Origin of the sequence: Deinococcus aestuarii, from assembly GCF_018863415.1 — a bacterium.
Taxonomy (GTDB): domain Bacteria; phylum Deinococcota; class Deinococci; order Deinococcales; family Deinococcaceae; genus Deinococcus; species Deinococcus aestuarii.
Genome location: NZ_JAHKSN010000002.1, coordinates 167560 through 192658 on the forward strand (window position 1 = coordinate 167560; position 25099 = coordinate 192658).

General features: G+C 69.5%; 26 protein-coding genes and 1 tRNA gene. 10 read left to right on the plus strand and 17 right to left on the minus strand.

Features of this window, described 5'->3' with window-relative positions:
* Nucleotides 1-261 precede the first annotated feature (261 nt).
* Complete coding sequence (locus IC605_RS03870; protein ID WP_216319289.1) at nt 262-1035, plus strand: IS982 family transposase; 774 nt, start codon at nt 262-264, stop codon at nt 1033-1035.
* A gap of 268 nt (nt 1036-1303) precedes the next feature.
* Here the strand turns inward: IC605_RS03870 and IC605_RS03875 are convergent.
* The 11 genes from IC605_RS03875 to ffh all read right to left on the minus strand — a co-directional run bounded on the left by IC605_RS03875 (nt 1304) and on the right by ffh (nt 12151).
* Nucleotides 1304-1379, minus strand: a tRNA-Lys gene (locus IC605_RS03875).
* A gap of 335 nt (nt 1380-1714) precedes the next feature.
* A complete protein-coding gene (locus IC605_RS24410) occupies nt 1715-2074 on the minus strand; it encodes a carbohydrate kinase family protein (protein WP_246580370.1) in 360 nt (119 codons plus the stop codon).
* A complete protein-coding gene (locus tag IC605_RS24415; protein ID WP_246580371.1) occupies nt 2071-2316 on the minus strand; it encodes a hypothetical protein in 246 nt (81 codons plus the stop codon). The genes IC605_RS24410 and IC605_RS24415 overlap by 4 nt, the downstream gene beginning before the upstream one ends.
* A 16-nt stretch (nt 2317-2332) precedes the next feature.
* Nucleotides 2333-2545, minus strand: coding sequence for a hypothetical protein (locus tag IC605_RS24420; protein ID WP_246580372.1), 213 nt, complete (start codon nt 2543-2545; stop codon nt 2333-2335).
* Between the two features lie 149 nt (nt 2546-2694).
* Nucleotides 2695-3555: a carbohydrate ABC transporter permease gene (locus tag IC605_RS03885; RefSeq protein WP_343216493.1), complete on the minus strand. Its 861-nt coding sequence runs from the start codon at nt 3553-3555 to the stop codon at nt 2695-2697.
* The gene (locus tag IC605_RS03890; protein ID WP_216319292.1) at nt 3552-4496 is read right to left on the minus strand and encodes a carbohydrate ABC transporter permease; all 945 of its coding nucleotides are present in this window, start codon (nt 4494-4496) and stop codon (nt 3552-3554) included. Before IC605_RS03890 ends, IC605_RS03885 begins: the two co-directional genes overlap by 4 nt.
* Nucleotides 4480-5727, minus strand: a complete 1248-nt coding sequence (locus IC605_RS03895) for an extracellular solute-binding protein (RefSeq protein WP_216319296.1) — start codon at nt 5725-5727, stop codon at nt 4480-4482. The genes IC605_RS03890 and IC605_RS03895 overlap by 17 nt, the downstream gene beginning before the upstream one ends.
* Nucleotides 5728-5753: 26 nt before the next feature.
* A complete protein-coding gene (locus IC605_RS03900; RefSeq protein ID WP_216319299.1) occupies nt 5754-7982 on the minus strand; it encodes a PIG-L family deacetylase in 2229 nt (742 codons plus the stop codon).
* Entirely contained in the window at nt 7976-9388 is a 1413-nt protein-coding gene (locus tag IC605_RS03905; protein WP_216319302.1) for a lyase family protein, read from the minus strand. Before IC605_RS03905 ends, IC605_RS03900 begins: the two co-directional genes overlap by 7 nt.
* Nucleotides 9378-10379: an ROK family transcriptional regulator gene (locus tag IC605_RS03910; protein ID WP_216319305.1), complete on the minus strand. Its 1002-nt coding sequence runs from the start codon at nt 10377-10379 to the stop codon at nt 9378-9380. The genes IC605_RS03905 and IC605_RS03910 overlap by 11 nt, the downstream gene beginning before the upstream one ends.
* Nucleotides 10380-10798: 419 nt before the next feature.
* Nucleotides 10799-12151 carry a signal recognition particle protein gene (gene ffh, locus IC605_RS03915; RefSeq protein ID WP_216319308.1) on the minus strand — a complete coding sequence of 451 codons (1353 nt, stop codon included), beginning with the start codon at nt 12149-12151 and terminating at the stop codon, nt 10799-10801.
* A 49-nt stretch (nt 12152-12200) separates the two neighbouring features.
* On the opposite strand from ffh, the gene IC605_RS03920 reads away from it, so the two are divergent.
* From IC605_RS03920 to IC605_RS03940, 5 genes are all read left to right on the plus strand, one after another.
* Nucleotides 12201-12893: a histidine phosphatase family protein gene (locus IC605_RS03920; RefSeq protein WP_216319311.1), complete on the plus strand. Its 693-nt coding sequence runs from the start codon at nt 12201-12203 to the stop codon at nt 12891-12893.
* Nucleotides 12894-12955: 62 nt separating this feature from the next.
* Nucleotides 12956-14137 carry a thiolase family protein gene (locus IC605_RS03925; RefSeq protein ID WP_216319314.1) on the plus strand — a complete coding sequence of 394 codons (1182 nt, stop codon included), beginning with the start codon at nt 12956-12958 and terminating at the stop codon, nt 14135-14137.
* 5 nt (nt 14138-14142) lie between these two features.
* Nucleotides 14143-14460: a YciI family protein gene (locus tag IC605_RS03930; RefSeq protein WP_216319317.1), complete on the plus strand. Its 318-nt coding sequence runs from the start codon at nt 14143-14145 to the stop codon at nt 14458-14460.
* On the plus strand, nt 14457-14930 hold the full coding sequence (locus tag IC605_RS03935; RefSeq protein WP_216319320.1) for a WapI family immunity protein: 474 nt from the start codon (nt 14457-14459) through the stop codon (nt 14928-14930). Before IC605_RS03930 ends, IC605_RS03935 begins: the two co-directional genes overlap by 4 nt.
* Nucleotides 14927-15763 carry a 3-hydroxyacyl-CoA dehydrogenase family protein gene (locus tag IC605_RS03940; protein ID WP_216319323.1) on the plus strand — a complete coding sequence of 279 codons (837 nt, stop codon included), beginning with the start codon at nt 14927-14929 and terminating at the stop codon, nt 15761-15763. The genes IC605_RS03935 and IC605_RS03940 overlap by 4 nt, the downstream gene beginning before the upstream one ends.
* 52 nt (nt 15764-15815) lie before the next feature.
* On the opposite strand, the gene IC605_RS03945 is transcribed toward IC605_RS03940, so the two are convergent.
* Entirely contained in the window at nt 15816-16406 is a 591-nt protein-coding gene (locus tag IC605_RS03945) for a peroxidase-related enzyme (protein ID WP_216319326.1), read from the minus strand.
* Nucleotides 16407-16488: 82 nt separating this feature from the next.
* Between IC605_RS03945 and IC605_RS03950 the strand changes: the two genes are divergently transcribed.
* Both IC605_RS03950 and IC605_RS03955 read left to right on the plus strand, forming a co-directional pair.
* Complete coding sequence (locus IC605_RS03950; RefSeq protein ID WP_216319329.1) at nt 16489-16836, plus strand: hypothetical protein; 348 nt, start codon at nt 16489-16491, stop codon at nt 16834-16836.
* Between the two features lie 493 nt (nt 16837-17329).
* Nucleotides 17330-17830, plus strand: coding sequence for a DUF456 domain-containing protein (locus IC605_RS03955; protein ID WP_216319332.1), 501 nt, complete (start codon nt 17330-17332; stop codon nt 17828-17830).
* A 14-nt stretch (nt 17831-17844) separates the two neighbouring features.
* On the opposite strand, the gene IC605_RS03960 is transcribed toward IC605_RS03955, so the two are convergent.
* The 5 genes from IC605_RS03960 to IC605_RS03980 form a co-directional block, all read right to left on the minus strand.
* Complete coding sequence (locus tag IC605_RS03960; RefSeq protein WP_216319335.1) at nt 17845-18522, minus strand: hypothetical protein; 678 nt, start codon at nt 18520-18522, stop codon at nt 17845-17847.
* Between the two features lie 35 nt (nt 18523-18557).
* Nucleotides 18558-18932, minus strand: a complete 375-nt coding sequence (locus IC605_RS03965; protein ID WP_216319338.1) for a YkvA family protein — start codon at nt 18930-18932, stop codon at nt 18558-18560.
* 8 nt (nt 18933-18940) lie between these two features.
* Nucleotides 18941-19906: a CPBP family intramembrane glutamic endopeptidase gene (locus IC605_RS03970; protein ID WP_216319341.1), complete on the minus strand. Its 966-nt coding sequence runs from the start codon at nt 19904-19906 to the stop codon at nt 18941-18943.
* Between the two features lie 194 nt (nt 19907-20100).
* Complete coding sequence (locus IC605_RS03975) at nt 20101-21138, minus strand: threonine aldolase family protein (RefSeq protein WP_216319344.1); 1038 nt, start codon at nt 21136-21138, stop codon at nt 20101-20103.
* Between the two features lie 106 nt (nt 21139-21244).
* On the minus strand, nt 21245-23230 hold the full coding sequence (locus IC605_RS03980) for an elongation factor G (protein WP_216319348.1): 1986 nt from the start codon (nt 23228-23230) through the stop codon (nt 21245-21247).
* 320 nt (nt 23231-23550) lie between these two features.
* Between IC605_RS03980 and IC605_RS03985 the strand changes: the two genes are divergently transcribed.
* Nucleotides 23551-24423: a PRC and DUF2382 domain-containing protein gene (locus IC605_RS03985; protein ID WP_216319351.1), complete on the plus strand. Its 873-nt coding sequence runs from the start codon at nt 23551-23553 to the stop codon at nt 24421-24423.
* A gap of 85 nt (nt 24424-24508) precedes the next feature.
* Nucleotides 24509-25048 (plus strand): YsnF/AvaK domain-containing protein, encoded by a 540-nt coding sequence (locus IC605_RS03990; protein WP_216319354.1) that lies wholly within the window; start codon nt 24509-24511, stop codon nt 25046-25048.
* The last annotated feature ends 51 nt before the right edge of the window (nt 25049-25099 follow it).

The following is a 25099-nucleotide window of genomic DNA, read 5'->3' on the forward strand; positions in this document are numbered from 1 at the left end:
CATAACGAAGAGGAAGCCTATGCAAGTTCTGAAAGTGGCAAACTACCCTGCACATCTGGGCCTGTATTCATCTTTGCCACCAGAAGATCCACCTCGTGCTTATCGCGCCGAGGTGGCAATTTACAAAGCATTCCTACAGACATGGTGTAGGTTGACGGTTTAACTAAACAATCTTGCCTTGTATTTGAACAGTCTACGCCGTTTAGGGCCTGGGGTTGCGGGGCAAAAACAGCGTGCTAAGCGCATAAAAAGGGGAACGATATGGCTAGATATCGTCCCCGTCACAGTCTAGGCCGTCGTGCGGCCATCCGCCACTTCTATCGCTGGACCCGGAGGCACTTCAGCACACGGTCCACCTGCGTACACCAGAAGATCACAGACGCCTGGCTGATCGCGTTGCTGCTGAGCCGCTTCGTGTTCAAGGTGCCACACGCTTCAATCTGGTGGAGCTTGCTCCGGGAAGACCGCAAGGGTCTTCCCTCCTACACCCAGGCGTACACGCGGAGCGTGCGACTCCTTACCCGTCTCGAAGCTCTGGTGACGACGGCTGAACAGTTGGCCGAGGTCATTATCGACTCCATGCCGCTCCCGATTTGTCGTCCCAAACGCACGAAACGCTGCGCGTTTCCGGGCGCACGGTGGGGGTACGGAACTCAGGGCGACTTCTACGGCTACAAGTTGCACGCGTGGGTGACTGCGAGCGGTAAGATTGTCCACTACGCCCTGCGGCCCGCCAACCTTCACGACCTGACCGTCGGCTTTGAGCTGAATCAAAGATGGCCGGAGTTCGGCGGCCCCAAGGTCATCGGGGACAAGGGCTATGCCGCTCTGGGCTTCGTGTTCCCGCCCAAAAAGAACACCCGCTATGACACGGGGTGGCGGGACTCCCGCCACCCCAAACTCCGCAAACGCATCGAGACGGTCTTCTCCCAACTGGTTGCGGGGCAGATTCGCTCCGTTCAAGCCAAAACGCTCGCAGGGTTGCGGCTCCGCGTCGTCCTGGCCGTTCTTGCCCATCACCTCACCAGGCCCTAAACGGCGTGTTTCATAGCCCCAAACGCAGACAACGCGTGGGATACCGTTCTGGACGTGCTCCAACCCTGCTTTATCCCACGCATCCCACCTTTCCCACTCTTTCCTCGGTACAGGAGAGGACCAGACGTCCGCAGTCCAGTCCGACCTGCTTCGCGTGACCCTTGGGAGCCCTTAAATCGTTATGGACACGTTTTGGACACGCGAGGCCTTGAGAGGGTCAGCAGCTCACAGCACCAAAGAAGAAACCTCGTCTCAGACGAGGTTTCCTTGGTGGGTCGCCCGGGACTCGAACCCGGAACCCGCTGATTAAAAGTCAGCTGCTCTACCGATTGAGCTAACGACCCTGACTTGCAGTTGCCTGCTTTCTGGCTCCTGCGGCGTGCACGGGCGCTCTGCCGCAGGGCTGAATCATAGGGCGGGCCCCCACCAGCGTCAAGGCGGGGGGCCGAGGGCGGCTGATCCTCAGGTCCGCCAGGTCTTCCCGTGCAGGATGAGGTTGATCGTCGCCACGCTCACCCCGTACTCACGGGCAGGGCGGGCCCCGTTTTCGGAGCGTCCTTCAAAACGGCGTCGGCGAGGTCGCCGCTGCCGTGCGTCACCGTCACGGCGTGGGGCGGGTGTCCCACGCGCAGGACGGCGGATCACCCTCCGCGGCGCCTCCAGCAGCGGCCAGGAGACGTCACCGGGCCACCCGTCCGGCGGGGACGAAACTGCGGGGAGAGGTCGAGATGGCCCGCGAGGCGACCTGGACCCCGTGTTGCAGCGCTGTGCACAGGTTCTGGCCCGCCAGGCGCGGCTGAAGGTAGGCAGCGTTGAAGGTGTCGTCCGCGCCGACCGTATCGATCACGCGCACCGTCGGCGCGGGAACGTGGCACTCCTTGTTCCCGCAGGCCCCCAGCTTCACCACGGCGGTGCCCCCGGGGGGCAGGAGACCGACCAGTGCGCGAACCGCCCGCCGGGGGTCGGGCTCGCCGGCGAGGCTGCGGGCTTCCAGCTCATTGATCAGCAGGTGCGTCACGTGGGGCAGCCAGGAGATCATCTCGGCCCGGACCTCCTCCGTAAACCCCCCTCCGGCCAGCCGGGATCGAGCGCGACCTCGCTGCCATGCCCGGTCAGCTCACGCAGGAGAGCCGGGTAGTCCCGGCGCAGGCCTGGGGTCAGGAACCCCCCGGCGAGCAGGACCGGGGACGCGGACGGCACCGACGCCCGCAGGTCCGACCAGCCGAGGTGCCCCAGGTGGGTGATGAAGGAGCGCTCGCCGCCCGGGTGGGTGACGGCCACCGTGACGGAAGTCGGTTCAGGAACCGGATGCCACACGCCGGTCAGGTCCCCGCCGACCGTGCTGATCAGGCAGGCCCAGGACCCCCAGGGCCGCGAGAGCGACGGCGGCATTGCCCGCGTTGCCGCCCACCCGCCAGACACCCCGCTCGGTGCCCTCCGACGGCCAGGCGCCCAGCGGTCCCAGGATCAGGTCGACGTTGACATTGCCCAGGACGACGAGTTCTCTCACAACAGGACCCCGGCGGGGAGGGGCAGCTCCTAACCAGGTCCCTCCGGGGGGCGGTGGGACTGGGCGTGCGCGCGCTGACCGGGCTGAAGGTCCCGGCTTCCCGCAGGGGTGGACACTGGGTCTCGTCGGCTAGGGGGGAGGGCCGCACCCTAGCCCTTCATCCCCGTGAGCACGATTCCCTCGATGATCTGCCGCTGGAAGAAGGCAAACACCAGCAGCACCGGGATCACCGCCAGGCTGCTCGCCGCCATGATCAGCCCCCACTGGGTGCCCGCCTCCCCGTTGAAGAGCGCCGTGCCGACCGGCAGGGTGCGAAACTGGGGCTGCTGAATGACGATCAGCGGCCACAGGAAGGCGTTCCAGTTGCCCAGGAACGTGAAGATGGCGAGGCTCGCCAGCGCCGGGCGCACCAGGGGCAGGGCCACCCGCCAGAAGATGCCGAACTCGTGCATCCCGTCGATGCGGGCCGCCTCCAGCAGGTCGTCGGGGAGGCTCTCGAAAAACTGCCGCATCAGAAAGACCCCGAAGGCGCTGATCAGCCCTGGGAACATGATCGAGAAGTACGCGCCGGGCACCGACCGCGTGAGCCCCAGGTCGCTGACCCCCACGAACCAGGGGATGACGAGCATCTCGGTGGGGATCATCAGCGTGGAGAGGATCAGGATGAAGATCAGACTCTTGCCGGGAAAGTCGAACTTGGCGAGCGTGTACCCGACCAGCGAGTCGAAGAACAGCACGCTGAGGGTCGTCACCGTGGCGACGAGCAGGCTGTTGCCGAACCACTGGAGAAACCTCGTCTCGGTGAGCACCTGCCGGTAGTTGTCCAGGGTGGGGTCGGCGGGGAGGAAGGCCAGGTTGAACAGCTCCTGAAAGCTTTTGAGGCTGGTGAGCAGCATCCAGGCGAAGGGGAAGAGGGTGAGGATTACCCCCACGGTGAGGATCAGGTAGGCGAGCAGGGTGCGGGCATCCGTCCGCCTGCGCCCGGCGGGCAGGGGCGCGGTGACCGTCACGCGTCGTACCTCCGGGTCAGGAAGCGCAACTGCAACAGGGTGATCAGGAGGATGATCAGGAAGAGCACCACCGTCACCGCCGAGGCGTAGCCCATCTGGTAACGCCCGAAGGCGAGCTGGTAGATGTACAGGGCGACCGTCATCGTGCTGCCCAGCGGCCCGCCCTGGTCGGTGAAGTTGAGGTTCACCACCTGGGTGAACAGTTGCAGGTAGGCGATGGTCCCCGTCACCACGCTGAAGACGATGGTGGGGTTCAGCAGGGGCAGGGTGATCTTCCGGAACGCCTGCCCCCCGCTGGCCCCGTCGATCTCCGCCGCCTCGTAATACACGCGGGGAATGGCGGCGAGCCCCGCGAGGAACAGCACGACCTGAAAGCCCAGGTTCTGCCACACGACCAGCGCGGCGGTGGTGGGCAGCGCCTGCCCCGGCGAGGTCAGGAAGGGCTGTGCGGGCAGGTGCAGCCAGGTGAGGAAGGTGTTCACCGGCCCAAACTGCGGGCTGAACACCCACTGCCACACCCAGGCCGCCGCGACGATGGGCGTGACGTACGGCGCGAAGTACAGCGCCCGGTACAGGCCCCGCAGCGCCCGCACCCGCCCCAGCAGCAGGGCGATGCCCAGGCCCAGGGCGACCTGCACGGGCACGCCGATCAGGGTGTAGAGCGCGGTGTTGCGCAGGGCCTGGCCGAACCGCCCGTCCTCCAGCAGGGTGCGGTAGTTCTCCAGGCCCACGAAGGGCTGCTGCTCCCGGAGGATGTTCCAGTCGAAGAGGCTCAGGCGCAGGGACATCAGGGTCGGGATGAAGCGCACCACTAGGAAGAACAGCAGCGGCACCAGCAGGAAGGTGTAGGCGGTGCGGATCTGGTGGCGGCGCAGGCTGCCCGTGCGGGAGGGGGAACGGGCCGCCGTCCGCCCCCCCCGCAACTTACTTGTAGTAGCCATTCAGGATCTTCTGCTCGTCCGCCGCCGCCCGCTTCACGGCGCTGGCGGGGGTCGCGCCCTGCAAGATCACCGTATTGATCGCGTCCACCCAGGCCTTGCGCTGCCCGGCCTCGTCCACGAAGAGGGTCGAGTGCGCGAAGGGCAGGGCCTGCACGAAGGGGCCGTAGACGGGATCGCGCCGGAGCTGCTGGTCGTTCGACAGCTTCCGGCTCGCGGGAATCTCCCCGACCGACTGGAGCCAGGTGCGCTGGGTGTCCTCGCTGGTGAGGAACTTCAGGAACTTGACCGAGGCCGCCAGCTTGTCGCCCCGGGCGTTCTTGGTGATGCCGTTCACCCAGTAGGAGCCGAAGTTGCTGCGGACGTTGTTCCCCTTGAGGACCGGCAGCGGCACGACCCCCCAGTTGAACTTGGCCCCCTTCTGGATGGTGCTCACCGCGAAGGAGCCGTCTATGATCATGCCCACCTTTCCGGCGATGAAGGCGTCGCGGTACGAGTTGTTGCCCGGGAAGAAGTTGGGCGTGCCGAGCTTGTACTTCGTGAAGAGGTCGGTGTAAAAGCTCATGGCCTTCTGGCCCGCGTCGCTGTCGTAGGCGACCTGCCTGCCGTCCTTGCTGAAGGGCGAGCCGCCGAACTGCCGCACGAGGACCTCGCGGACCACGTGGTAATCCTGCCCGTCGGGCTGGATGCCGAAGCCCAACGTGGTGAAGCGGGGCGGCGCCCCCTTGACCACCTTCTGCGCGGCGGCGATGAAGTCCTCCCAGGTGCGGGGGGGCGTCAGGACCCCGGACTGCCTCAGCAGGTCCTTGTTGTAGAACACCGCCAGGGTGCGCACCGACGTGGGCAGGGCGTAATACTGCCCGCCGATCTTGCTCGTCTGCACCATCGGCACAAAGGTCTTGTCCACCTGGGCCACCGGGAAGTCCCGCGCGGGCAGCGGCTGGAGGTACCCGCTGTCCACGTACTGGGGCAGCCACCCGTAGAAGAGGTTCACCACGTCGGGACCCTGACCGGCGGGCACGCTGGAGGCGACCTTCTGGTTGTAGGCGTCGTAGGGGAAGGTCTCCTGCCGGATCTTGATGTCCGGGTTCTGCGCCTCGAACTTCGCGATGAGTTTGTTCATCGTGTCCACCTTGCTGGCGAAGTCGTACTGCCAGTAGGTGAGGGTGACGGGCGCGGCGGCGGCGGTGGGGACGGCGGCGAGGGTGAGGGCCAGGGTCAGGAACTTGCGCATGGGGGGCTCCTTGGGGGAAAAAAGGCTTACTTGCCGAGGGTCACGCGGGGCCACAGGTAGGGCAGGGCCTGCTTGCCGCCCCAGGAGAACGCCGCCCAGGCCAGCCCGCTCTGGCTGATGTTGGCGCCGACCCGGGCGTCCGCCTGGTCGCCGTCGTACAGGACGAGGTTCAGGCCCAGGGGAACGCCCGGCTGCGGCTTGGAAGGCATGGTGGCCCAGGGAATCCGAAACTCGATGCTGTAGCCGCCCTCCGTCTTCCGGGACGCCACCTGCATACCGGGGGCCGTCTCCTCCATCACGCCCTGGTTGGCGTCCGCGTCCCGGAAGCCCCGCGCGCCGAAGCCCGCCGTGGTGCAGGGGAACGCGGCGGCCTGCAAGGTGGTGGAGGTGTCGCGGCTCTGCCCGCCCGGGTCGACGGTGATCCCGATGGCGTCCGAGCGCAGTTGCGCCTTCACGTCGTCGGGGGCGATGTTGCAGGCGACGAGCTCGTCTTTGACGTTCAGGCCGACGTACAGGTACCCGTCGTCGTAGCCGAGCCGGAAGGCGGCGCTCGCGTCGGCGTCCGAGTCGGGTTTGGCGCGCCACCACAGGTCGGCGGGGCCGAAGCTGCCCTCCGCCCCGGCGGCGAGGTCCCCCAGGTCCCCGTCGATGCGGGGCGGCGTGGCGAGGCGGGGAATGGTCAGGCTGGGCAGCACGAACGCGTTCGCGGTGTCGGTGAAGCCGCCCGCCGTGACGCTGACGGGCAGTTGGGCGCTCTGCCGTCCAGCGGGCAGGGCGGCCGGGGTCGCCTGAAGCTGAACGGTGACGGCGGCGGTCTCCCCCGGGTTCACCCGGTACTCGGGCTGGCCGACCAGGGTCACGCCGTCCGGCAACTTCAGGTCGAGCGTGCCGCTGGCGACCGCCGCGCCGCGGTTCGTCACGTTCACGGTCACGGCGGTGGGCTGGCCCAGCACCAGGGGCAGGCGGGTGGGGAGGGTGCCGATCACCCAGTCGGTGCCGGTCTGGCGCGCGAAAGCCTGGTAGCCCGCCACGTCGAAGGTGGGGGCGAAGGTCGCCACGACGGGCGGGACGGGCCGCACGAAGGTGACGTTCCGCCCGGAGACGGCCTGCCCCGCCTGGGTGGCCGTGTACCGGACGGTGAGGCGGGTCCGCTCGGCCCTGGCGTCCTCGGGGGCCGTGACGCGCAGGGTGAAGGCCGCGCTCTCCCCGGGGGCGAGGGTGCGCGCGCCCGGCACGCCGGTGACGCGCCAGCCCCCCGGCGCGTCCAGGGCCAGCCGGACGCCGGTCATGGGCTGGGCGGTGGCGTTCGTCAGCGTGACCTGGACGGGTGCCGCCTGGCCCAGGCCGATGTCGTAGCTCGCGGGCCGGGCCTGGAGCCGCACGCCCAGGGGCGCGCCCACGCCGGGGGTCAGGGCTCCGGTCAGCAGGGAGGTTTCCTGCTCGGGGACCGGCACGCGGGAACCCACCAGCATGAAGCTCTCGGGGTTCGCGGCCTTCGCGGGCAGGGTGTTCGTGGCGTCCCAGCCCTGCGAGCGGTAGTTGAACTGCGCGACGCTCCTCAGGTCGGCGTAGCGGACGCGGGCGGTGCGGGACACCTCGTCGGTGGGGATCTTCACCGTGGCGTCCTCGGCGCTGTTCGGGTAGTAGTACAGCTTCAGGGGGGTGAAGGGTTGCAGGCCTTCCCTGAGCTGCTCGGGGCAGGACGCGGCGTCCCCCGCACGGGTGTAGGCGAGGGTGGCGGCGCGCGCGGCCATCTGGTGCTGCCCGTGGGTGCCCGGCCCCGGCCACATGGTGACGATCACCTCGGGGCGGCGCACCCGCACCAGGCGCACCACGTCGCACACGAAGGCCTGACCGCCCCACATCCGCTCGGTCTCCTCGGCGGAGAGGGTGAAGTAGAAGTCCCGCAGCCCCAGGAAGTGCGGGGAGGTGACGCCCACCATGCCCAGAGAGCGGCGCTCCTCCTCCTCGCGGATCAGGCCGAGCGCCCGGCCCGTCTCGCGCCCGGTGGCGTTGCCGCCCCCCTCCCCGCCCGTGAGGGTGACGACCGTGGCCCGGTGGCCGCCGTCGAGCACGTAGCGGGCCAGCGTGGCCGTCACGCCGCCGTCGTCGTCCGGGTGGGCGCCGATGAACATCAGGTCCACGTCCATCAGGTCGAGGCCGCTCACCGTGCCGCCGTAGCTGCCCGGCCCCACCTGGGCGGCGGCCCCGCAGGCGAGCGCGGCGAGAAGGATGGCTCCCAGGCGTTTTACCATGCTGTTCCTCCCTCCAGACGCGTCCGGGCGTCTGCGAAGCGTTGCCGGGCGTGCCCGTGGTCGAGGGTGTCTGCCTCCAGCCGCGCGCGGGCGGCGGCGAGCGCCTCACGCATGACGGCGGGCGCGGGCCCCCCGAAGGTGGTGCGGCGGGCGATAAAGGCGGCGGGGTCGAGCGCGGCGGTGAGGTCACCGGCGGGCAGGGCCACGCCCAGGCCTTCCAGGTCGTGCCGGGTGAGAGAGGCGAGCGTGCGGCCTTCGGCGTGGAGCTCCTTGAGCAGTGCCCGGACCGATCCGTGCGCCTCCCGGAAGCCGCAGCCCTGGTGGCGCACGATGGCGTCGGCCAGCTCGGTGACGACCGACTCGCCGCACTCGGCCTCCCGGCGCCAGGCCTCGCGGCCAATCCGCGGGTTGGTCAGGGCGACCGTGAGCAGCTCCACGCCCTCCCGGAACTCCTGCCACATGCTGTGCAAGGAGGGCTGCATGTCGGGCCCGGGGTCGTTGATGTCCCCGAAGGGCACGTTGTGTGCGCTGAGAATGACGCTCTGGGTCATGCCGATCGCCTTGCTGAACTTCGTGCGGGCGTGCTCCAGCGCGACCGGGTTGCGCTTTTGCGGCATGACGCTGCTGCCCTGCACCAGGCCGTCTTCGAGCGTGAGCAGGCCCCGCGAGGCCCACAGCAGCAGGTCGTGCACGGCGCGGGAGAGGGTGGTCGCCGCCACCGTGACCGTGGTCGCCAGGTCCACCTGCCAGTCGCTGGCGCTCACGGCGTCGTAGGTGTTCTCGACCGGGCGGTCGAAGGCGAGCAGCTCCGCCGTCCGCCCGCGGTCGATGGGAAAGCTGGTCCCGGCCAGGGCGACCGCCCCCATCGGGCTGAGGTTCACGTGCCCGAGCGCCGCGAACATCCGCCGGGTGTCGCGCGACAAGACGTTTTCCAAACCGGCCAGGTAATGCGCCAGGGTGGTGGGCTGGGCGGGCTGGTGGTGGGTGTAGGCGACCATCACCGTGTCCACCTCGCGCCCGGCGAGGTCGAGCAGGGTGCGGCGCAGGGCCAGCAGGCGCCGGGTGGCCCGCAACAGGCGCTCGCGGGCGCTGAGACGGTAGACCGTCATGTCGAGGTCGTTGCGGGAGAGCGCGGTGCGCACCGCGCCCGCCGCCTCCGGGTCCTCGCCCGCCAGGCGGCGGTCCACCATGAAGAACACGTCCTCGACCTGCGGGTCGTAGGGCGGGAAGGGCTCGCGGCGCACGGCCCGCAGTAAGGCCGCGGCCCGGCCCGCGTGGGGCACGCCCCGGGTGTCCAGCATCAGGGCGTGGGCCGTGAGGGCGTCGAAGAGGTGGGGCAGCAGGTGCTCGCGGGCGTAGGCGTAGTCGGGCTGCAAGACGGTGCGGAGGTAGGTGTCATGCCACATGGGAGCGGGCTTCCTTCCCGTGCAGGGCGTCTTCCAGCAGGCGCTGTCGGCCCCACTGCCGGGCCAGCAGCGCCGCGCCCCGCAGCGGCATACCGGCCGCGTCCTGCGGCAGGGACAGCGCCACGCCCGGGAGCAGTTCCCGCAGCCGCGCGGCGAGGGTCGGGGCCTGGTCACCGATCAGGATCAGGCGCTCCAGGTCCAGGGCGGTGGACAGCCCCGCCAGGGCGTAGGCGGCGGCCTCGGTGCGCTCGGCCACCGGCAGCCGCTCGATGCACCTCGCGCCCTGCGCGGTGGGCCAGGGGGCCTGACCCAGCTCGCCGGCCCGGCCCTGCGGTCCGCGGTAGAGCTGGCCCTGCAACAGCAGCCCGACCCCCAGCCCGCTGGGCCGCTCGATCACCGTCGCCAGCGTCGAGCCATGCGCGGCCAGGGCCAGCGCCACCAGGTTCGCGTCGTTCTCGAAGCGGAGCTCGAGCCTCAGCTCCCGGGCGGCGGCGAGCACGGGCGAGGCGTCAAAGGACTCCAGCGCATTGGGTTCGCCCACGCGACCCCGGGCGTCTACCGGCGCCGGGACACCCAGCACGACCGTGCCCAGCGGCCCGAAGGGCGCCCGCGCGTGCACCTCGCGCAGCAGGGCGGCGGCGGCTTCCACCACGCCGCCTGGAGCGCTGGCCCGCCGGTAGGCCTGCTCGTGCCCGCCCGCCAGGGGCACCGCGTGTCCCTGCAAGCCGTGGGGTTGCAGGTCCAGGCCCAGCGCCGTGCCCACCGCCGGGCTGAGGCGGACGCCCTGGGGAACACGCCCGCTGCCGCCGGCCGGCTGGGCCCACAACTGCACCAACCCGCCTTCGAGCAGTTCCCGGACGACGGCGTTGACCGTGACCTTGGAGAGCCCGAGTTGCCCGGCCAGTTGCGGCCGCGTCAGTCCCTGGGTGTCGAGCAGCGCCCGCAACACCTGCTGCCGGTTGAGCCGTCGAAGGGTCTGTGGTTGCCCCATCCTCACCCCATTCGGAAACTTTCCTTACGAATTGGAGGCAGCCTAGCGCTCAGGGCGCGCCCCTGCAACTCCTGCCCATCCCCCCGCGAGGAGAGGAACGGCACGTGCCCAGGTGCCCCATTTCGGCCGAGCGGCCCCGCAGTTCGCCAGTGGTGTTCGGAGACCCCGCCGCTTGGTCGGCGGATAGAGGGGCGGGCAAGGGCACAGAAGGCCGAGGCCGTGTGGGGATGGAGGCCGGCGAGGGAGGTCTTTCGGGGGCCAAGAGGAGCGGACCGGCGTCAGCAGGTCGCCCGCCGACCCGGCTGATGTGGCGCCGCTCCAAGTCGCCGTGGACGTCGCGTACGGCGCCGTTCCCGACTCTCCGTGGTCAGCGGGCCCGCGGACAGGGAGTTTCCGGCGCCGTCGTCAACGCGCCCGCCTCAGCGTCCCCGGTTCGGCGGCATGGGGGGCAGCTTGGGCGGCTTCATGCCCCCGGGCAGGCCCTTGCCGCCCTGCCCGCCGAGGCGCTGGAACATCTTCATCATGTCCTTCATCTGCTCGTGCATCTTCAGGAGGCGGTTGATGTCCTGCACCGTGTGGCCGCTCCCCGCCGCGATGCGCTTGCGGCGGCGCCCGTCGATGATCTTGGGGTTGCGGCGCTCCTTGGCCGTCATCGAGGAGATCATCGCGTCGATGCGCTGAATCTGCCCCTCGTCCACGTTGAAGCCTTCGGGCAGCGCGCGGCTCATGCCGGGGATCAGCTTGATCAGGTCGCCCAGCGGCCCCATCTTGCGAATCTGGCGAAGCTGCGTGAGGAGGTCTTCGAGGTCGAAGTCGCCCGGCTTCTTGACCTCCATCGCCTTGAGGTCGGCCTGCTGGGCGCGCTCGATCAGCCCCAGCACGTCGCCCATGCCCAGGATGCGCCCCGCCACCCGGTCGGGGTAGAAAGGCTCCAGCCCCGTCAGCTTCTCGCTCGTGCCCGCGAAGTAGATCGGCTTGCCCGTCACGCTGCGGGCAGACAGGGCCGCCCCGCCGCGCGCGTCGCCGTCCATCTTCGTCATGATCAGGCCCGAGAGGTGCACCCGCTCGTCGAAGGTGCGGGCCACGTTCAGCGCCTCCTGCCCGGTCATCGCGTCCACCACGAGCAGCGTCTCGGTGGGCGCCAACTCGGACTGGAGGGCGGCGAGCTGGTCCATCAGCGCCTCGTCGATCTGGAGGCGGCCCGCCGTGTCCACGATCACGAGGTCGCGGTAGTCGGTTCGCAGGAACTCGTCGAGGCGGCGCCGCGTCTCCTGCGGCGTCTCGCCGTCTTGCACCTTGAGGACCGGCACGCCGACCTGCTTGGAGAGCACCTCGAGCTGGTCGCGGGCGGCGGGGCGCTGGGTGTCGGCGGCGACGAGGAGGACGCGGCGGCCCTTGCCCTTGTAGAAGGCGGCGAGCTTGCCCGCGCTGGTCGTCTTGCCCGCGCCCTGAAGGCCCACCATGAACCAGACGTTGCCGTCGGTCTTGAGGGTGGGCTGGGCCGCCTGCCCGCCGAGCGTCTCGATCAGTTCGTCGTGGACGAGCTTCACGACCGTCTGCCCGGCGGTGAGAGACCCGGTGACCTCCTGCCCGACGGCCTTTTCGCTCACCTTGCCGACGAATTCTTTGGCGACGTTGAAGTTCACGTCCGCCTCAAGCAGGGCCATGCGAATCTCGCGCATGGCGGCCTTGACCTGTTCGCCGGTGAGTTTGCTCTCCCGTCCTACGCGGTCGAGGATGTCCTGCAACTTGTTCCCGAGCGCCTCAAACATAGGGGGAGGCTAGCACGGGGGCTTGATGGGCTTGGTATAGCTTGCACGGATGGATTTGCTCCTGATCCGCCACGCCCAATCCTTGAATAATCACCTGACGGGAGCCCTGGATTATGCGGCAAGGCGGCAGGCAGACCCACCACTGACGGAGCTGGGGCAACGGCAGGCTTCACGGCTGGCGAGTTGGGCCACCACCGACCCCTTCTCCCAACGCATCACGCATCTTTACACGAGCCTCATGACCCGTGCCGTGCAGACGGCTGCGCCGCTCGCCCAGGCGCTCGGATTAAACGTTCACGGCCTCGTCGAGGCCTACGAGTGCGGTGGGCTGAGCAGCGGCCCGGACGGAGGCTTCACACCCGTTACGGGCCGCGATCACGGCTCGCTCCTGACGGACTGCCCGGTCCTCCTGTGGCCGGAGGAGATTCACGGTCAGGCCTGGGGGGGTGGATGCGAACCCTGGGACCATGCGGGCTTCGCCAAAAGGGCGGCGAGCGTGGGTCGTCACCTGCGTAAGGCTGCCGATGAAGCCGATGTAGTCGCCCTGATCACCCATCACGATTTCGCGCAGCACCTGATCGCGGAGCTGCTGGGCCTCCCTGCGCTGCCTGGCAAGGCGCTGACGTTCCGGCTGAACAACACCGCGACGGCATATCTCGAACTGAACGCTGATTCAGGCGCCCGAGTGGTGCACTGGATCAACCGCACCTGTCACCTGACGCCGGATCATCTGACGCTTTGACCCTGCCCCTCCGCCCCGCTGCCACCTAACGCCCGTTAGCCTCCCCGCGCTAGACTCCCCGCATGAACAAAGCCGTGATCGTCTCGGCGTCGCGCACGCCGACGGGGAAGTTTCTGGGGGCTCTGGCCGACGTGACCGCCGTCGAACTCGGCACGACCACCCTGCGGGAGACCCTGCGCCGCTCGGGGATTCCCGCCGAACTCGTCGAGGAAGTCATCCTGGGGCAGGTCGTGCAGGCGGGGAGCGGGCAGAACCCGGCGCGGCAGGCGGGGCTGAGGGCGGGCCTGTCCAACGAGGTCGGCGCCCTGACGGTGAACAAGGTGTGCGGCTCGGGGCTGAAGGCCGTCATCCTGGCGGCGCAGGCGATCCGGGCAGGGGACCAGACCGTCGTGCTGGCGGGCGGCATGGAGAGCATGAGCAACGCCCCACACCTCCTCCCGCAGGCGAGGAAGGGCTACCGGCTGGGGCACGCGCAGGTCCTCGACGCCAACACGCACGACGGCCTGTGGTGCTCCATCAACGACGAGGGCATGGGGCTGACCGGCGAGCGGGTGGCCGAAAAATACGAGATCGGGCGGGAGGCGCAAGACGCCTACGCGACCCAGAGCCACCAGCGGGCCGTCGCCGCGACCGAGGGCGGACGCTTCCGGGACGAGATCGCGCCCGTGACGGTCAAGGGCCGCAAGGGTGACGTGATCGTGGACACCGACGAGGGGCCGCGTGCCGACACCAGCCCAGAGACCTTGGGCAGGCTCAAGCCCGCCTTCAAGAAAGACGGCACGGTCACGGCAGGCAACGCACCGGGCCTGAACGACGGCGCCTCCAGCCTGCTCCTGATGTCCGAGGAAGCGGCGCAGGCGCACGGGCTCACGCCGATGGCCGAGATCACCTCCTACGCGACGGGCGGCCTCGCCCCCGAGTGGGTGATGATGACGCCCGTTCCCGCCACGAAGAAGCTGCTGGAAAAGAGCGGCATGGGCGTGGACGACGTGGACCTCTGGGAGCTGAACGAGGCCTTCAGCGTCCAGAGCCTCGCCGTGCAGCGTGAGCTGGGGCTGGACCCCGAGCGGGTGAACGTGAACGGCGGCGCAGTGGCGCTGGGGCATCCCATCGGCGCGAGCGGCGCGCGCATCCTCGTCACCCTGCTCCACGCCCTCCGACAGCAGGACAAGGAGACGGGCGTGGCGACCCTGTGCATGGGCGGCGGCAACGGGTTGGCCCTCAGCGTCAAGCGGCTAAGCTGAGGCCCATGACGCAGACGCCGACCCTGTGGGTCATCCAGAGCCGTTACCTCAAGAGCGGGGACGACCTCGCCGCCGTCACGCCCCGGCACCGGGAGTGGCTGGACCAGCACTACCGCTCGGGTCTCTTCCTCGTGTCGGGCCGCAAGGTGGACGGCACGGGCGGCGTGCTGCTCGCTCAGGCTGAGAGCCAGGCGCGGTTGGAGGAGGTCTTCCGGGACGACCCCTTCGTGCTCGAGGGCTGCTCGGAGTACACCTACACGCCTTTCACGCCCGTCAAGCGAGGCCGCGCGCTGACGCTTGAGGGCGTGCCGCTGGTGGAGTGAAGGCGAAAGGAACGCCGGACCTACGTTTGAAGGGGTTCCGGCTGTGGGTTCATGGCCGTGAGTTCCCAGACGCACAGGATTACTGGACGGGTAATTGGTTGGTCATTTCTGCTGAATTGCACTCTGGGCATGGTCGGGCATGGGTGGAGCGTTCGGCCTGCTTAATGACTGCCGACCTTGCCCACTTTCTCAATAGAGTTGACCAAGAGGATAAGGACGGCGGCCCGTCACGCTGGGAATTGACTCTGGAAAACCCTTTGGAGCCAGAAGTGGCCTGTGCATTCGCCAGGACAGACGCGGGCTTACGAGCTATTCTCACATTGACTGCCAACCCTACACATGAGCTGCATCGCGCTTGTTTGAACGTGTCGGAAACCGAGTGGCAGGATTTCAAGGCTCAACTACATGTTCTAGTTGAGCGTTATCCGGTCAGAGCCATTCCTGAAGAAATGCAAGGAGAACAACTGTGAACTTCGGAGTCATCGGAGCAGGTCAGATGGGCGGCGGCATCGCGCAGGTCGCCGCGCAGAGTGGCTTTAGCGTGGTCGTGCAGGACGTGAAGGACGAGTTTCTGGCACGCGGGCGGGCGACCATCGAGAAGAGCCTCGCCAAGCTGCACGAGAAGGGCAGGCTGACGGGCACGCCCCAGGAGGTGCTGGGCCGCCTCACCTTCACCACGAACCTTCAGGACTTCGCGGACTGCGACCTCGTGGTGGAAGCCATCGTGGAGAACGAGGCGGTCAAGGCGCAGCTTTTCCGGCAACTGGGCGAGATCGTCCAGCCGGAGGGCATCCTGGCGAGCAACACGTCCTCCATCCCGATCACCAGCCTCGCCACGGCGAGCGGGCGGCCCGAGCGGTTTATCGGGATGCACTTCATGAACCCGGTGCCACTGATGGGGCTTGTGGAGGTCATTCGCGGTTACTCCACCAGCGACGAGACGGCGCAGAAGGTGACCGAGGCGGCGCGGCAGATGGGCAAGACGCCCGTGGAGTGCAATGACTACCCCGGCTTCGTCTCCAACCGCATCCTGATGCCCATGCTGAACGAGGCCATCCAGTGCGTGATGGAGGGCGTGGCCGAGCCGGAAGCCATCGACCAGATCATGAAACTCGGCATGAACCACCCGATGGGGCCGCTGACGCTGGCCGACTTCATCGGGCTCGACACTTGCCTCGCCATCATGGAGGTGCTGCATCAGGGGCTGGGGGACGACAAGTACCGGCCCTCTCCCCTGCTCAGGAAGATGGTGCAGGCGGGGCTGCTCGGGCGCAAGAGCGGGCGGGGCTTTTACACGTATTGACCCCCAGGGAAGGAGCGGGGCGGGCGCTATTCACGGCCCGCCTCGTCCCTATTCACCGGCCCCGCGAGAAATACTCCGCGTTGGGCATGAACCCCAGGGCGCTGCTCACCCGGTTGGTCAGGTTGAACATGCCGATCACCTGCACGAGTTCCATGATCTGGTGGTCGTCCAGGCCGACGGCACGCAACGGCGTCAGGTCGGCTTCCGTCACCTCGGCGGGGCGCAGGGTCAGGTTCTCGGCGTACTCGGCCAGCGTCCGCTCGCGCTCGGTCAGCTCGGCCTGGCGCCAGTTCACGGCCACGGCGTCGGCCTTCTGGGCATCCCCGCTGAACTCGCGCAGGGCCGCCCTGTGGGAGACCTCGCAGTAGAGGCAGCGGTTGGCCGCGCTGACCACGACGGCCACGAGTTCGCGCTCGACATTGCTGAGAAAACCCTCCTTGTTGAGGAGGAGATTGAAGTAGTTCCACCACGCCAGGAACTGCTCGCCGTTCACCGCCTGCGCCCGGAACACGTTGGGCACGAAGCCGATGTTGGCCTCGGCCTTGGCCCAGAGCCTGCCCACCGCCTCGGGGACCTGTGACTCGTCGGGAATGGGGAGGAAGGAGAGGCGTGGGGCCGTCTTCGGGTCGCTCGTCCGGGTCATGGGGGCAGCTTACTTCGCACTTGCCCCACGCGGGCGGCGCAAGTGCGTGCACAGGAAGCAGGGCGAACGGGTAGATTCAGGTATGGACGACCCGCGACCGAACAGGAGTCTGGCGACGCCGCGCGGGTGGACGCCACCGCGCCGCCCCGACCGGGTCGTCGGCCCGCTGCCCCCGAACGTGGTGCTCTACACCTGGAACCTCCTGCTGTCCCAGGGCGTGGGTCTGGAGGCGCTGAGCGCCTACGCGATGACGGCGGAGGGCCGTACGGTCTACTTTGCGGGGCCACCCCGCCGGGAGGGACCGCAGGGGCTGAGCGTGCGGCACGGCCGGGTGAGCCTCGACGGCACCGACGAGCGCGGCGAGCGCGTCCTCCTGCGCCACCTTCTCCCCGCGTCGGTGGACGTGTACCTGTTCGTCTCGGGAGAGTAGGCCGGGCTGCGAGCGAAACAGAAGGAAAAGGCGCCCGGGCAAAAGCTCAGGCGCCTTTTCCTTCTTGCTCGGCTGATCGGGCAGGAGAACTCCGTCCGGTTCGGACAGGCAGGGGCTTCGAGGCTCTCCCCCACCGTGGAGACACGTTCAGGCCACGGGACTCAACCCGCCCACATGCTGCGGGCGCCGTCCGCCTCGCTGGTCTTCTTCTCGACCCCCTGGGCCGTCGCCCCACCCAGAATCAGCACTGCGCAGAGCATAAACAGGAACTTTTTCATCGTTCACCTCCCCAGGTGTTAGATAGTTGGCATTTTGCCGGGGACCCGGCGGGGCTAGGACCGCAACTCTGCTCCCGCAGCTTCACCCGAGCTTTACCCCTTTCTAATTTTAGGCACACAGCCTCAGCTTTCCTTGGGTGGGGAGGGGAGGAGATTTGACCCGGGCAGGCCGGTGCGCCGGAACCTCCCGCGGGCCGGGCCCGTATCTGCTCGGTATGAGTCTCGCCTTCCTCGTCTTCCTGCTCGCCTGGATCATCGGCATGATCGGGACCTTCGTGCCCGCCGTGCCCGCCACGGTCATCATCTTTGCCGGAACGGTCGCGGCGACCTTCATCGACGGGTTTCAGGTGTGGCCCGACCTGCCCTTCTTGCTCACCTTCGCGGTGATCACCTTCCTGATCAGCATGATCGACAACGTGGCGAGCGCGTGGGGAGCGCGGCGCTACGGGGGAAGCAAGCAGGCGGGGTGGGGGGCGCTGATCGGCGGCGTGGTGGGCATCTTCTTGCCGTTCGGGCTGATCGTCGGGCCGCTCGCGGGGGCGCTGATCGCCGAGCTGTTCGTGGTCCGCAAACCCGTTCTGGAGGCGATCCGCGCCGCCTGGGGCACGTTGATCGGCCTGATGACGGGCCTGGTCGCCAAGCTCGCGCTGCACCTGCTGATCGGCCTCTACGAACTGTGGCGGTTGTGGGACCCGGGCCGGAGCCTCTTCGGGTGAGGGGGAGGCCGGTTCTAGAACAGGCCCGCGACGAGCGGCCCGAAGCCGATCAGCGTGAGGATCAGCACGGGCACGAGCGGGGTCAGCGTGCCGAGGAGCGCGCGGCGTGGGCTGCCCGTCAGCTCCCGGAAGCCGCGGTAGGCGAGGACGAACTGCGCCAGCGTGGCGAGCAGGGTCAGCACGACGGCCACGCGGGAAAGCCCCGACTGGCCGACAGCTCGCAGGGCCGCCCGCTGCACGTCGAGGGCGTCGGCCCCGGCAGCGGGGGCGGGCAACTCCGGACCGGGCAGCACGAGCGACAAGACGATCAGCAGCAGGTACAGGGGCGGCAACAGGGCGAAGGTGGCGCCGTACACCTCCGCCGCGCGGCCCTCCCGTCCGGCGCCCAGGAACCCCAGGCCCGCCAGCAGCCCGTACCCGAAGACCGTGAGGAAGAGGTTGCCGAAGACGTTCGTGGCATGGACGAGAAGGCCCCCGCCGCTCCCCCCGAGGCCGACCGTGGACCGCACGAGCAGCGCGTACACCCCCCCCGCCAGCACGGCGGCCAGCCCCACCGGGGCGACGTACCGCCACGCCCGGGGCTCGCTCGCGGCCAGCCTCCGAAAAAAGGCGCCCGGTCCGGCCAGCAGCTCGGCGGGGAGCGGCGCTTCGGTCGGCGGGGGTGGGGGGGGAGGACGGTCACGGCGGGCCATACCGGGTCACTGTAGCCGGATGGGGCGGCGCGCGGTTAGTGCCCCGCCCACCCCCGCCACACCAGCCACGCGGCCAGGGCGTAGAGGCCGAGCATGAGGACCAGGCCCCACCCGCTGCGGGCCAGCCGGGCGGGCTGCGCGGCGGCCCTCGCGCGGGCATCCGCGAGGACCTCTGTCGGGATCAGCCGCAGGGCCAGCCACAGCCCGGCGGGCACGATGATCAGGTCGTCGAGTTGCCCGAGAACCGGGATGGGGTCGGGGATCAGGTCGATGGGGCTCAGGGCGTAGGCGAGCACGAGCAGGGCGAGCGCGCGGGCGGGCCAGGGGGTGCGGGGGTCGCGGGCGGCGAGGCTCAGGGCGAGGAGGTCGGCCCCGAGGCGACGGGCGAGGGCACGCAGGCGGGCGAGCATGGACGACGCTACCGCAGGATGCCGCGCACGTCCGTGAGCGCCTGCTGTACGGCGGGCAGGGTGAGGGACGCCGCGACCACGCCGAAGAGCACGACGGCGACGTAGGCGCCGCTCAGCCAGGGGCCGGGGGCAGAGCGTTCCCGGGGGTCGGGCCTCGGCGTGAGCCACAGGTGCAGCACGGCGAGCACGGCGAGGCCGAACAGCCCCGCGAGGGCGGCCAGCGGCACGGCGACGCCCGGGTTCCTCAGCATCTCCGAGGCCTGCCCGGTGTCGCCGAGGTCACGGCCCGCCAGCAGCGCCCCCGCCACGACCGCCACGGTGTTGTTCAGCGCGTGGACGATCACCGCGTTCCACAGGCTGCCGGTGTGCTGGGTCACGCGGGCCAGCGCGTAGGCGAGGGGCAGGATGCCCGCCACGCTCGCCGGGACCCCGTGCGCCACCGCGAAGGCGAAGGAACTCGCCAGCGCCGCGACCGTGAAGCCCGCCGCCCGCTCGTGCCCGCGCATCATCAGGCCCCGGAAGGCGACCTCCTCCGCGAAGGGGACGAGCAGCCCCGCCGCGAGGAGCAGCGCCCACAGGTCCGCGCCCTGGCTCAGGAACTGCGGAATGGCGTCGGCCCCCTGCGGCCACAGCGCCACGAACACCAGCGCGAAGGCCCGCGAGGCCAAAAACGCCACCACGAAGACGGCGACGGCGAGCCCCCACGAGGGCGGCGTGCGCCAGCGCGGGTCGCGCACCAGGGCCCCCAGGGCGGGCCGGAAGGCGACCAGCCCCACCAGCGCCGTCGCCACGAAGGCCCCCAGCAGCGCCGTCCCCAGGGGCACCCGGGCCGCGATGAGCAGCGCGGAGACGACATTCTGGACGATCAAAAGCGTCAGCGCCGCGCGGTTGCCGTCCACGGCGCGCACGCCCCGCACGGGCGCGACGGGAACCGGGTCGGGGCTGGGAGAGGTGGGCACGTCCGGGGCCGTCATGGCGGTCAGCCTAGCGCGGGGCGAAGGGGAGGGACCTCATTCGGAAGGAGGAAGGAGGGTGAGATGGGGACGGTCCGTCTTGAGCCGTCAGCCAGGGGCCGGAGCCTCGTTGGTGACCCGGTACCCTTTCAACGGTTGTCCCTCACCGCGCTCGCCCTCGCCCTGCTGACGGCTGATCGCTGAGCGCTCCTCCCTCACGCCGTCAGCACCCGGATCGCCTCCTCCAGCGCCTCGTCGCCGACCTGATGGTGCAGCACGAAGCGCACCGAGTCGGGCCCGAGGGCGCTCGCCAGCACCCCCGCCCCGGCCCAGCGCGCGGCGTGGGCGGCGGCGTCCGGGAGGGTCACGTAGATGATGTTCGTCTGCACGGCGGCGAGGTTGACGCTGTATCCCGCGTTCACCAGGGCCTCCGCGAGGACGCGGGTGCGGCGGTGGTCCTCCGCCAGCCGGGCCGGGCCGCCCTGCACGGCGACGAGCGCGGCGGCGGCGAGCACCCCGGCCTGCCGCATCCCGCCGCCCATCATCTTGCGGTAGCGGTGGGCCTGCCGCATCTGGGCCGCACTCCCGAGGAGGACGCTGCCCACCGGAGCGCCGAGCCCCTTGGAGAGGCACACGCTCACCGTGTCGAAGTGGCGGGTGATCTCCGAGACGGGGACGCCGAGCGCGGCGGCGGCGTTGAAGACCCGCGCCCCGTCGAGGTGCAGGGGCAGGCCCTCCTCGTCGGCGACCGCGCGGACGGCGGCGAGCGTCTCGGGCGGGATCACGGTGCCGCCCGCCTTGTTGTGGGTGTTCTCCAGGCTGATCAGCCCGGTCGGGGACTGGTGGACGGAGTGCCGCACGGCGAGGCGCACCCCCTCCGGGTCGGGCACGCCCAGCGGCGCGGGCACAAAACGGGGCACCACCCCGGAAAAGGTCGCCATCATGCCGAGTTCCCACTCGTAGATGTGCGAGCCCTCGGCGCAGATGACCTCCTCGCCCCGGCGGGTGTGCAGGGCGATGGCGACCTGATTCGTCATCGTGCCGCTGGGCATGAAGAGGCCCGCCTCGAAGCCGGTCAGGCGGGCGACCTCCGCCTGAAGCCGATTGACGGTCGGGTCCTCCCCGTACACGTCGTCCCCGACGGGGGCCTGTGCCATCGCCTCCCGCATCTCGGGGGTGGGGGTAGTCACGGTGTCGGAACGCAGGTCGGCGATCACGCGGGGCCGTGCGGTTTCGGGAAGGGTAGCGGTCATGGGGAGGATGCTACCCGCCGGGAGCAGGGCGAAACACCGTCAGGATCACCCGGCGAAGGGCGAGCCGGTTCTTTTCAGAACGAGGAATCGGCTCAAAGCCTCTCCCCTACCCCGCCGCCGCCTTGCGCGCCTCGATCACCTTCTTCGCCAGATGCTCGGGGAGGTCCTGGTAACCGTGGAACTTGACGCTGAAGGCCCCCCGGTCCCCGGTCAGGCTCCGCAGGTCGGCGCTGTAGGTCTGCAACTCCGACTGCGGCACCACCGCCGTCACGGTGATCACGGTGCCCTCGGGCTCCATGCCCTGCACGCGGGCGCGGCGGGTCTGGAGGTCGCCCGTGAACCCGGCAGGGGCGCGGACCCGCAGCAGCATGACGGGTTCGAGGAGGGTGGGTCTGGCCGCCTCCACCGCGTTGCGGAAGGCGAGCGACCCGGCGGTGCGGAAGGCGAGGTCACTGGAGTCGACGTCGTGGTAGCTGCCGTGGGTGACGGCGACGTGAACGTCTTGCATGGGGTAGCCCGCCAGCGGCCCCCTGAGCATCGCGTCGCCGACGCCCTTCTCGATGCTGGGGAGGTATTTGCCGGGAATCGCGCCGCCCACCACCGCGCTGCGGAAGGCGAAGCCCTCGCCGGGCTCCAGCCGGATGTGGCAGTCGCCGTACTGGCCGTGCCCGCCCGACTGCTTCTTGTGCTTGCCCTGCGCCTGGGAGGCCGCGCGGATCGTCTCGCGGTAGGGAATCTGCGGCGGGCGGGTGTCCACGTTCACGCCGAGGGCGGTGAGCTTTTCCACCGCGATGGTCGTGTGCATGTCCCCCATGCCGGAGAGCAGGAGTTCGCCCGTCTGCCCCTCGCGCGCGAAGCCCAGGGTGGGGTCCTCGTCCAGCAGCCGGGCGACGGCGGTGCTCAGGCGGTCCTCGTCCTGCCGGGTCCGCGGGAAGAGGGCGACCGTGTGCGCCGGGTCGGGGAGGACGAGGGGATCGTACTCGATGGGATTTGCGGGGTCGGCGAGGGTATCTCCCGTGTGCAGGTCGGGCAGTTTGGTCAGCACGCCGATCATCCCCGCCGAGAGTTCGGGCACCTCGGTCAGGTCCTTGCCGCTCACGACGTAGAGGTGGGCGGGCTTCACGTCCACCCCGCGCGTGGTGTTCCTCAGGGTGTCGCCCGGTCGGATCGTGCCGCTCCAGACCCGGAGGTACGCGAGCTTGCCCACGAAGGGGTCCACGCTGACCCGCCACACCCGCGCGCTCGCGGGAGCGTCCGGCGTCGGCTCGCGCGTCTGCCCGTCCACACCCGTGAGCGGCCCACGCTCGAAAGCGCTCCGCAGCCCGTCCACCATCAGGTCGAGGAGTTCGGGGATGCCGACGCCGGACACGGCGCTCACCGGGATCACCGGGAAGAGGGTGCCCGCGTGGACGGCCCGCAAAAAGGCCCCGCGCAGCTCGTCCGCGCCCAGCTCCTCGCCCTCCAGGTAGCGGTTCATCAGGTCGTCGTCGGTCTCCACGATGGCGTCCACGAGCGCCTCTCTGGCCTCGCGCAGGGCCGCTCTCGTCTCGCCGGGCACGTCGTCCTCGCTCGCGGTCAGCAGGTCCGCCACGGCCCGGAAGTGCGGCCCCTCGCCTACCGGCAGGAAGGCCGCCGCCACCGGGCCCCGCAGGCTGGCGCGGAGGTCGGCGAGGACCGCGTGGAAGTTCGCCCGCTCGCGGTCCATCTGCGAGATCACGACGACTCTCGGCATGGCGAAGCGGTCGGCGGTGGCCCACACCCGCTCGGTGCCGACCTCGACGCCGCTCACGGCGCTCACCAGGATCAGGGCCGAGTCGGCCGCGCGGATGCCGCCGCGAATCTCGCGCACGAAGTCGGCGTAGCCGGGCGTGTCGAGCAGGGTGAGGTCGGTGCCCCGGTGCGCGAGGCGCAGCACGCCCGTCGTGATCGAAAAACCGTGGGCGCGCTCGGCCTCGGTGTGGTCACTCTGGGTGGTGCCGTCCTCCACCCGGCCCATCCGTGGCAAGGCCCCGCCTCGGCACAGCAGGGCCTCGCAGAGCGTCGTTTTTCCCGCGCCGCTGTGTGCGGCGAGACTCACGATCCGAACAGGCACAGCTACCACCCAATCCTTTCTCAGGCCAGAACAAAGACGGACGAACGGCCACCGGGAGGCGGGAACGAGGTTGAGGTGAGCGGAGCATACACCCGCCCCCCAGCCCGGGCACGTCCTCCGGCAAGGGGACAACCCGGAGTCGATGGACCTGGGGCTGGCCCGCTTTTGTAACCCGGGCTACCGAGTGAAGTTCCTCCTAAACAGCGGTCAGGAATGGGTTGGGTTTGAACTCAGCAAGGCGGGAAGGGGGGGTTGCAGACTGCGTGGGTCCCGGGAATCCCGGATCACGCACCGCGAGACCCCACAGTGGAGGCTTCAACATGACGCAAGGCAACCTGATTCGTCTGTCCGACCTGTCCAGCGACCAGAGCTACGGCCTGTCCGGCGAAGGTGTGTACAACCCCAGCGGCAACACGGCCTACGGCCAGGGCGGCGACAAGATCGGCACCGTTCGCGACGCGCTGGTGGACCCCGGCACGGGCCGCATCCGCTACCTGATCGTGGACGTGGGTGGCTGGTTTTCCTCCAAGGAAGTCCTCGTGCCCGTGGGCCACGCCCGCTTCGACAACGACGGCGTGTACTTCGACAACCTCACCAAGGATCAGGTCCGCGAGATGGGCGAGTACCGCTACGGCGAGACCTACTCCGATCAGTCCTTTGAGAGTGACGAGCGCGTGCTGCGCGGGATGGGCACGGCGAGCACGACCACCCAGACCACCGGGATGGACCAGACCGCCTACCGCGACCAGGCCTTCCGCACGCCCGACCGCCTGCAACTCCTCGAAGAGCGCCTGATGGTGAACAAGGAGCGCTTCCAGGCGGGCAGCGTCGAGATCGGCAAGCGCGTCGAGACCCACCAGGAGACCGTCAACGTCGGGCTCCAGCGCGAGGAGGTCGTGATCGAGCGTCACGCCGTCTCGGACGCCCGCCCGGTCGAGGGCGCGGTGCTGGGTGCGGCCACCGAGACGATGCGGGTGGACCTGGAGGCCGAGCGCGCCCAGGTCGCCAAGCAGGCCTACGTGGTCGAGGAAGTCGAGATCGGCAAGCGCACGGTCACCGAGACCCAGCAGGTCACCGAGACCGTGGGCCGCGAGGTGCTGGAGGTCAACAAGACGGGCGACGTGGAGATGAACAGCGGCACCACGACGACCACGACCACCACCGAGACCGACCGCAACAACCGCAGGAGCTGAGGGCGCCTCGGGCGCGGGCGGGGGCAACCCCGCCTTTTTCCATCTCCAGGCTTACTTCAGAGCAGACGGGAGGACGGGAACGAGTATGGACGAACACAACCGGGAGGGGCGTCTGACGGACGAGGGGACCCAGGTCACGTCCTCGTCGCAGAGCACGGAGGGGCAGGCGACGGAGCGGACCGTCACCACCGAGCAGGTGCGTGACCTGCGCCGGGTCGAGGGGATTCTGCGGCTGCACGAGGAGCGCGCGGTGGTCGAGGTCGTCCCCGAGGCGCTCGCGGCCGTGACGATTCGCCGGGTGCTGACCCAGCGCGAGGAAGTGGTGTCCATCGCGCTGGGGCGCGAACATCTGGAGATCACGGTCAAGGAGGGTCAGGGGGGCCGCGTCCTGATGAACGGCGAGGCGCTGGAGGTCGGGCGCACCTACGAGATCCCGGTCTACGAGGAACGCGCCGTGATCGACCGGCAGACCTTCCCCCTCAGCGACGTGGTGATCGCCAAGCAGCGCGAGACCTACGAGCAGGTCGAGCGCGTCACCCTCCGCCGCGAGGAGCTGGAGGTGGAGGACCCGCAGGGCCTGGCGCGCGACCGCCTGATGCCCGACCCCCTCGATTCCGGGCGCTAATTCATCTCGGCCGGGAGCCGGAGGGACGGTCGTCCTCCTCCGGCTCTTCTG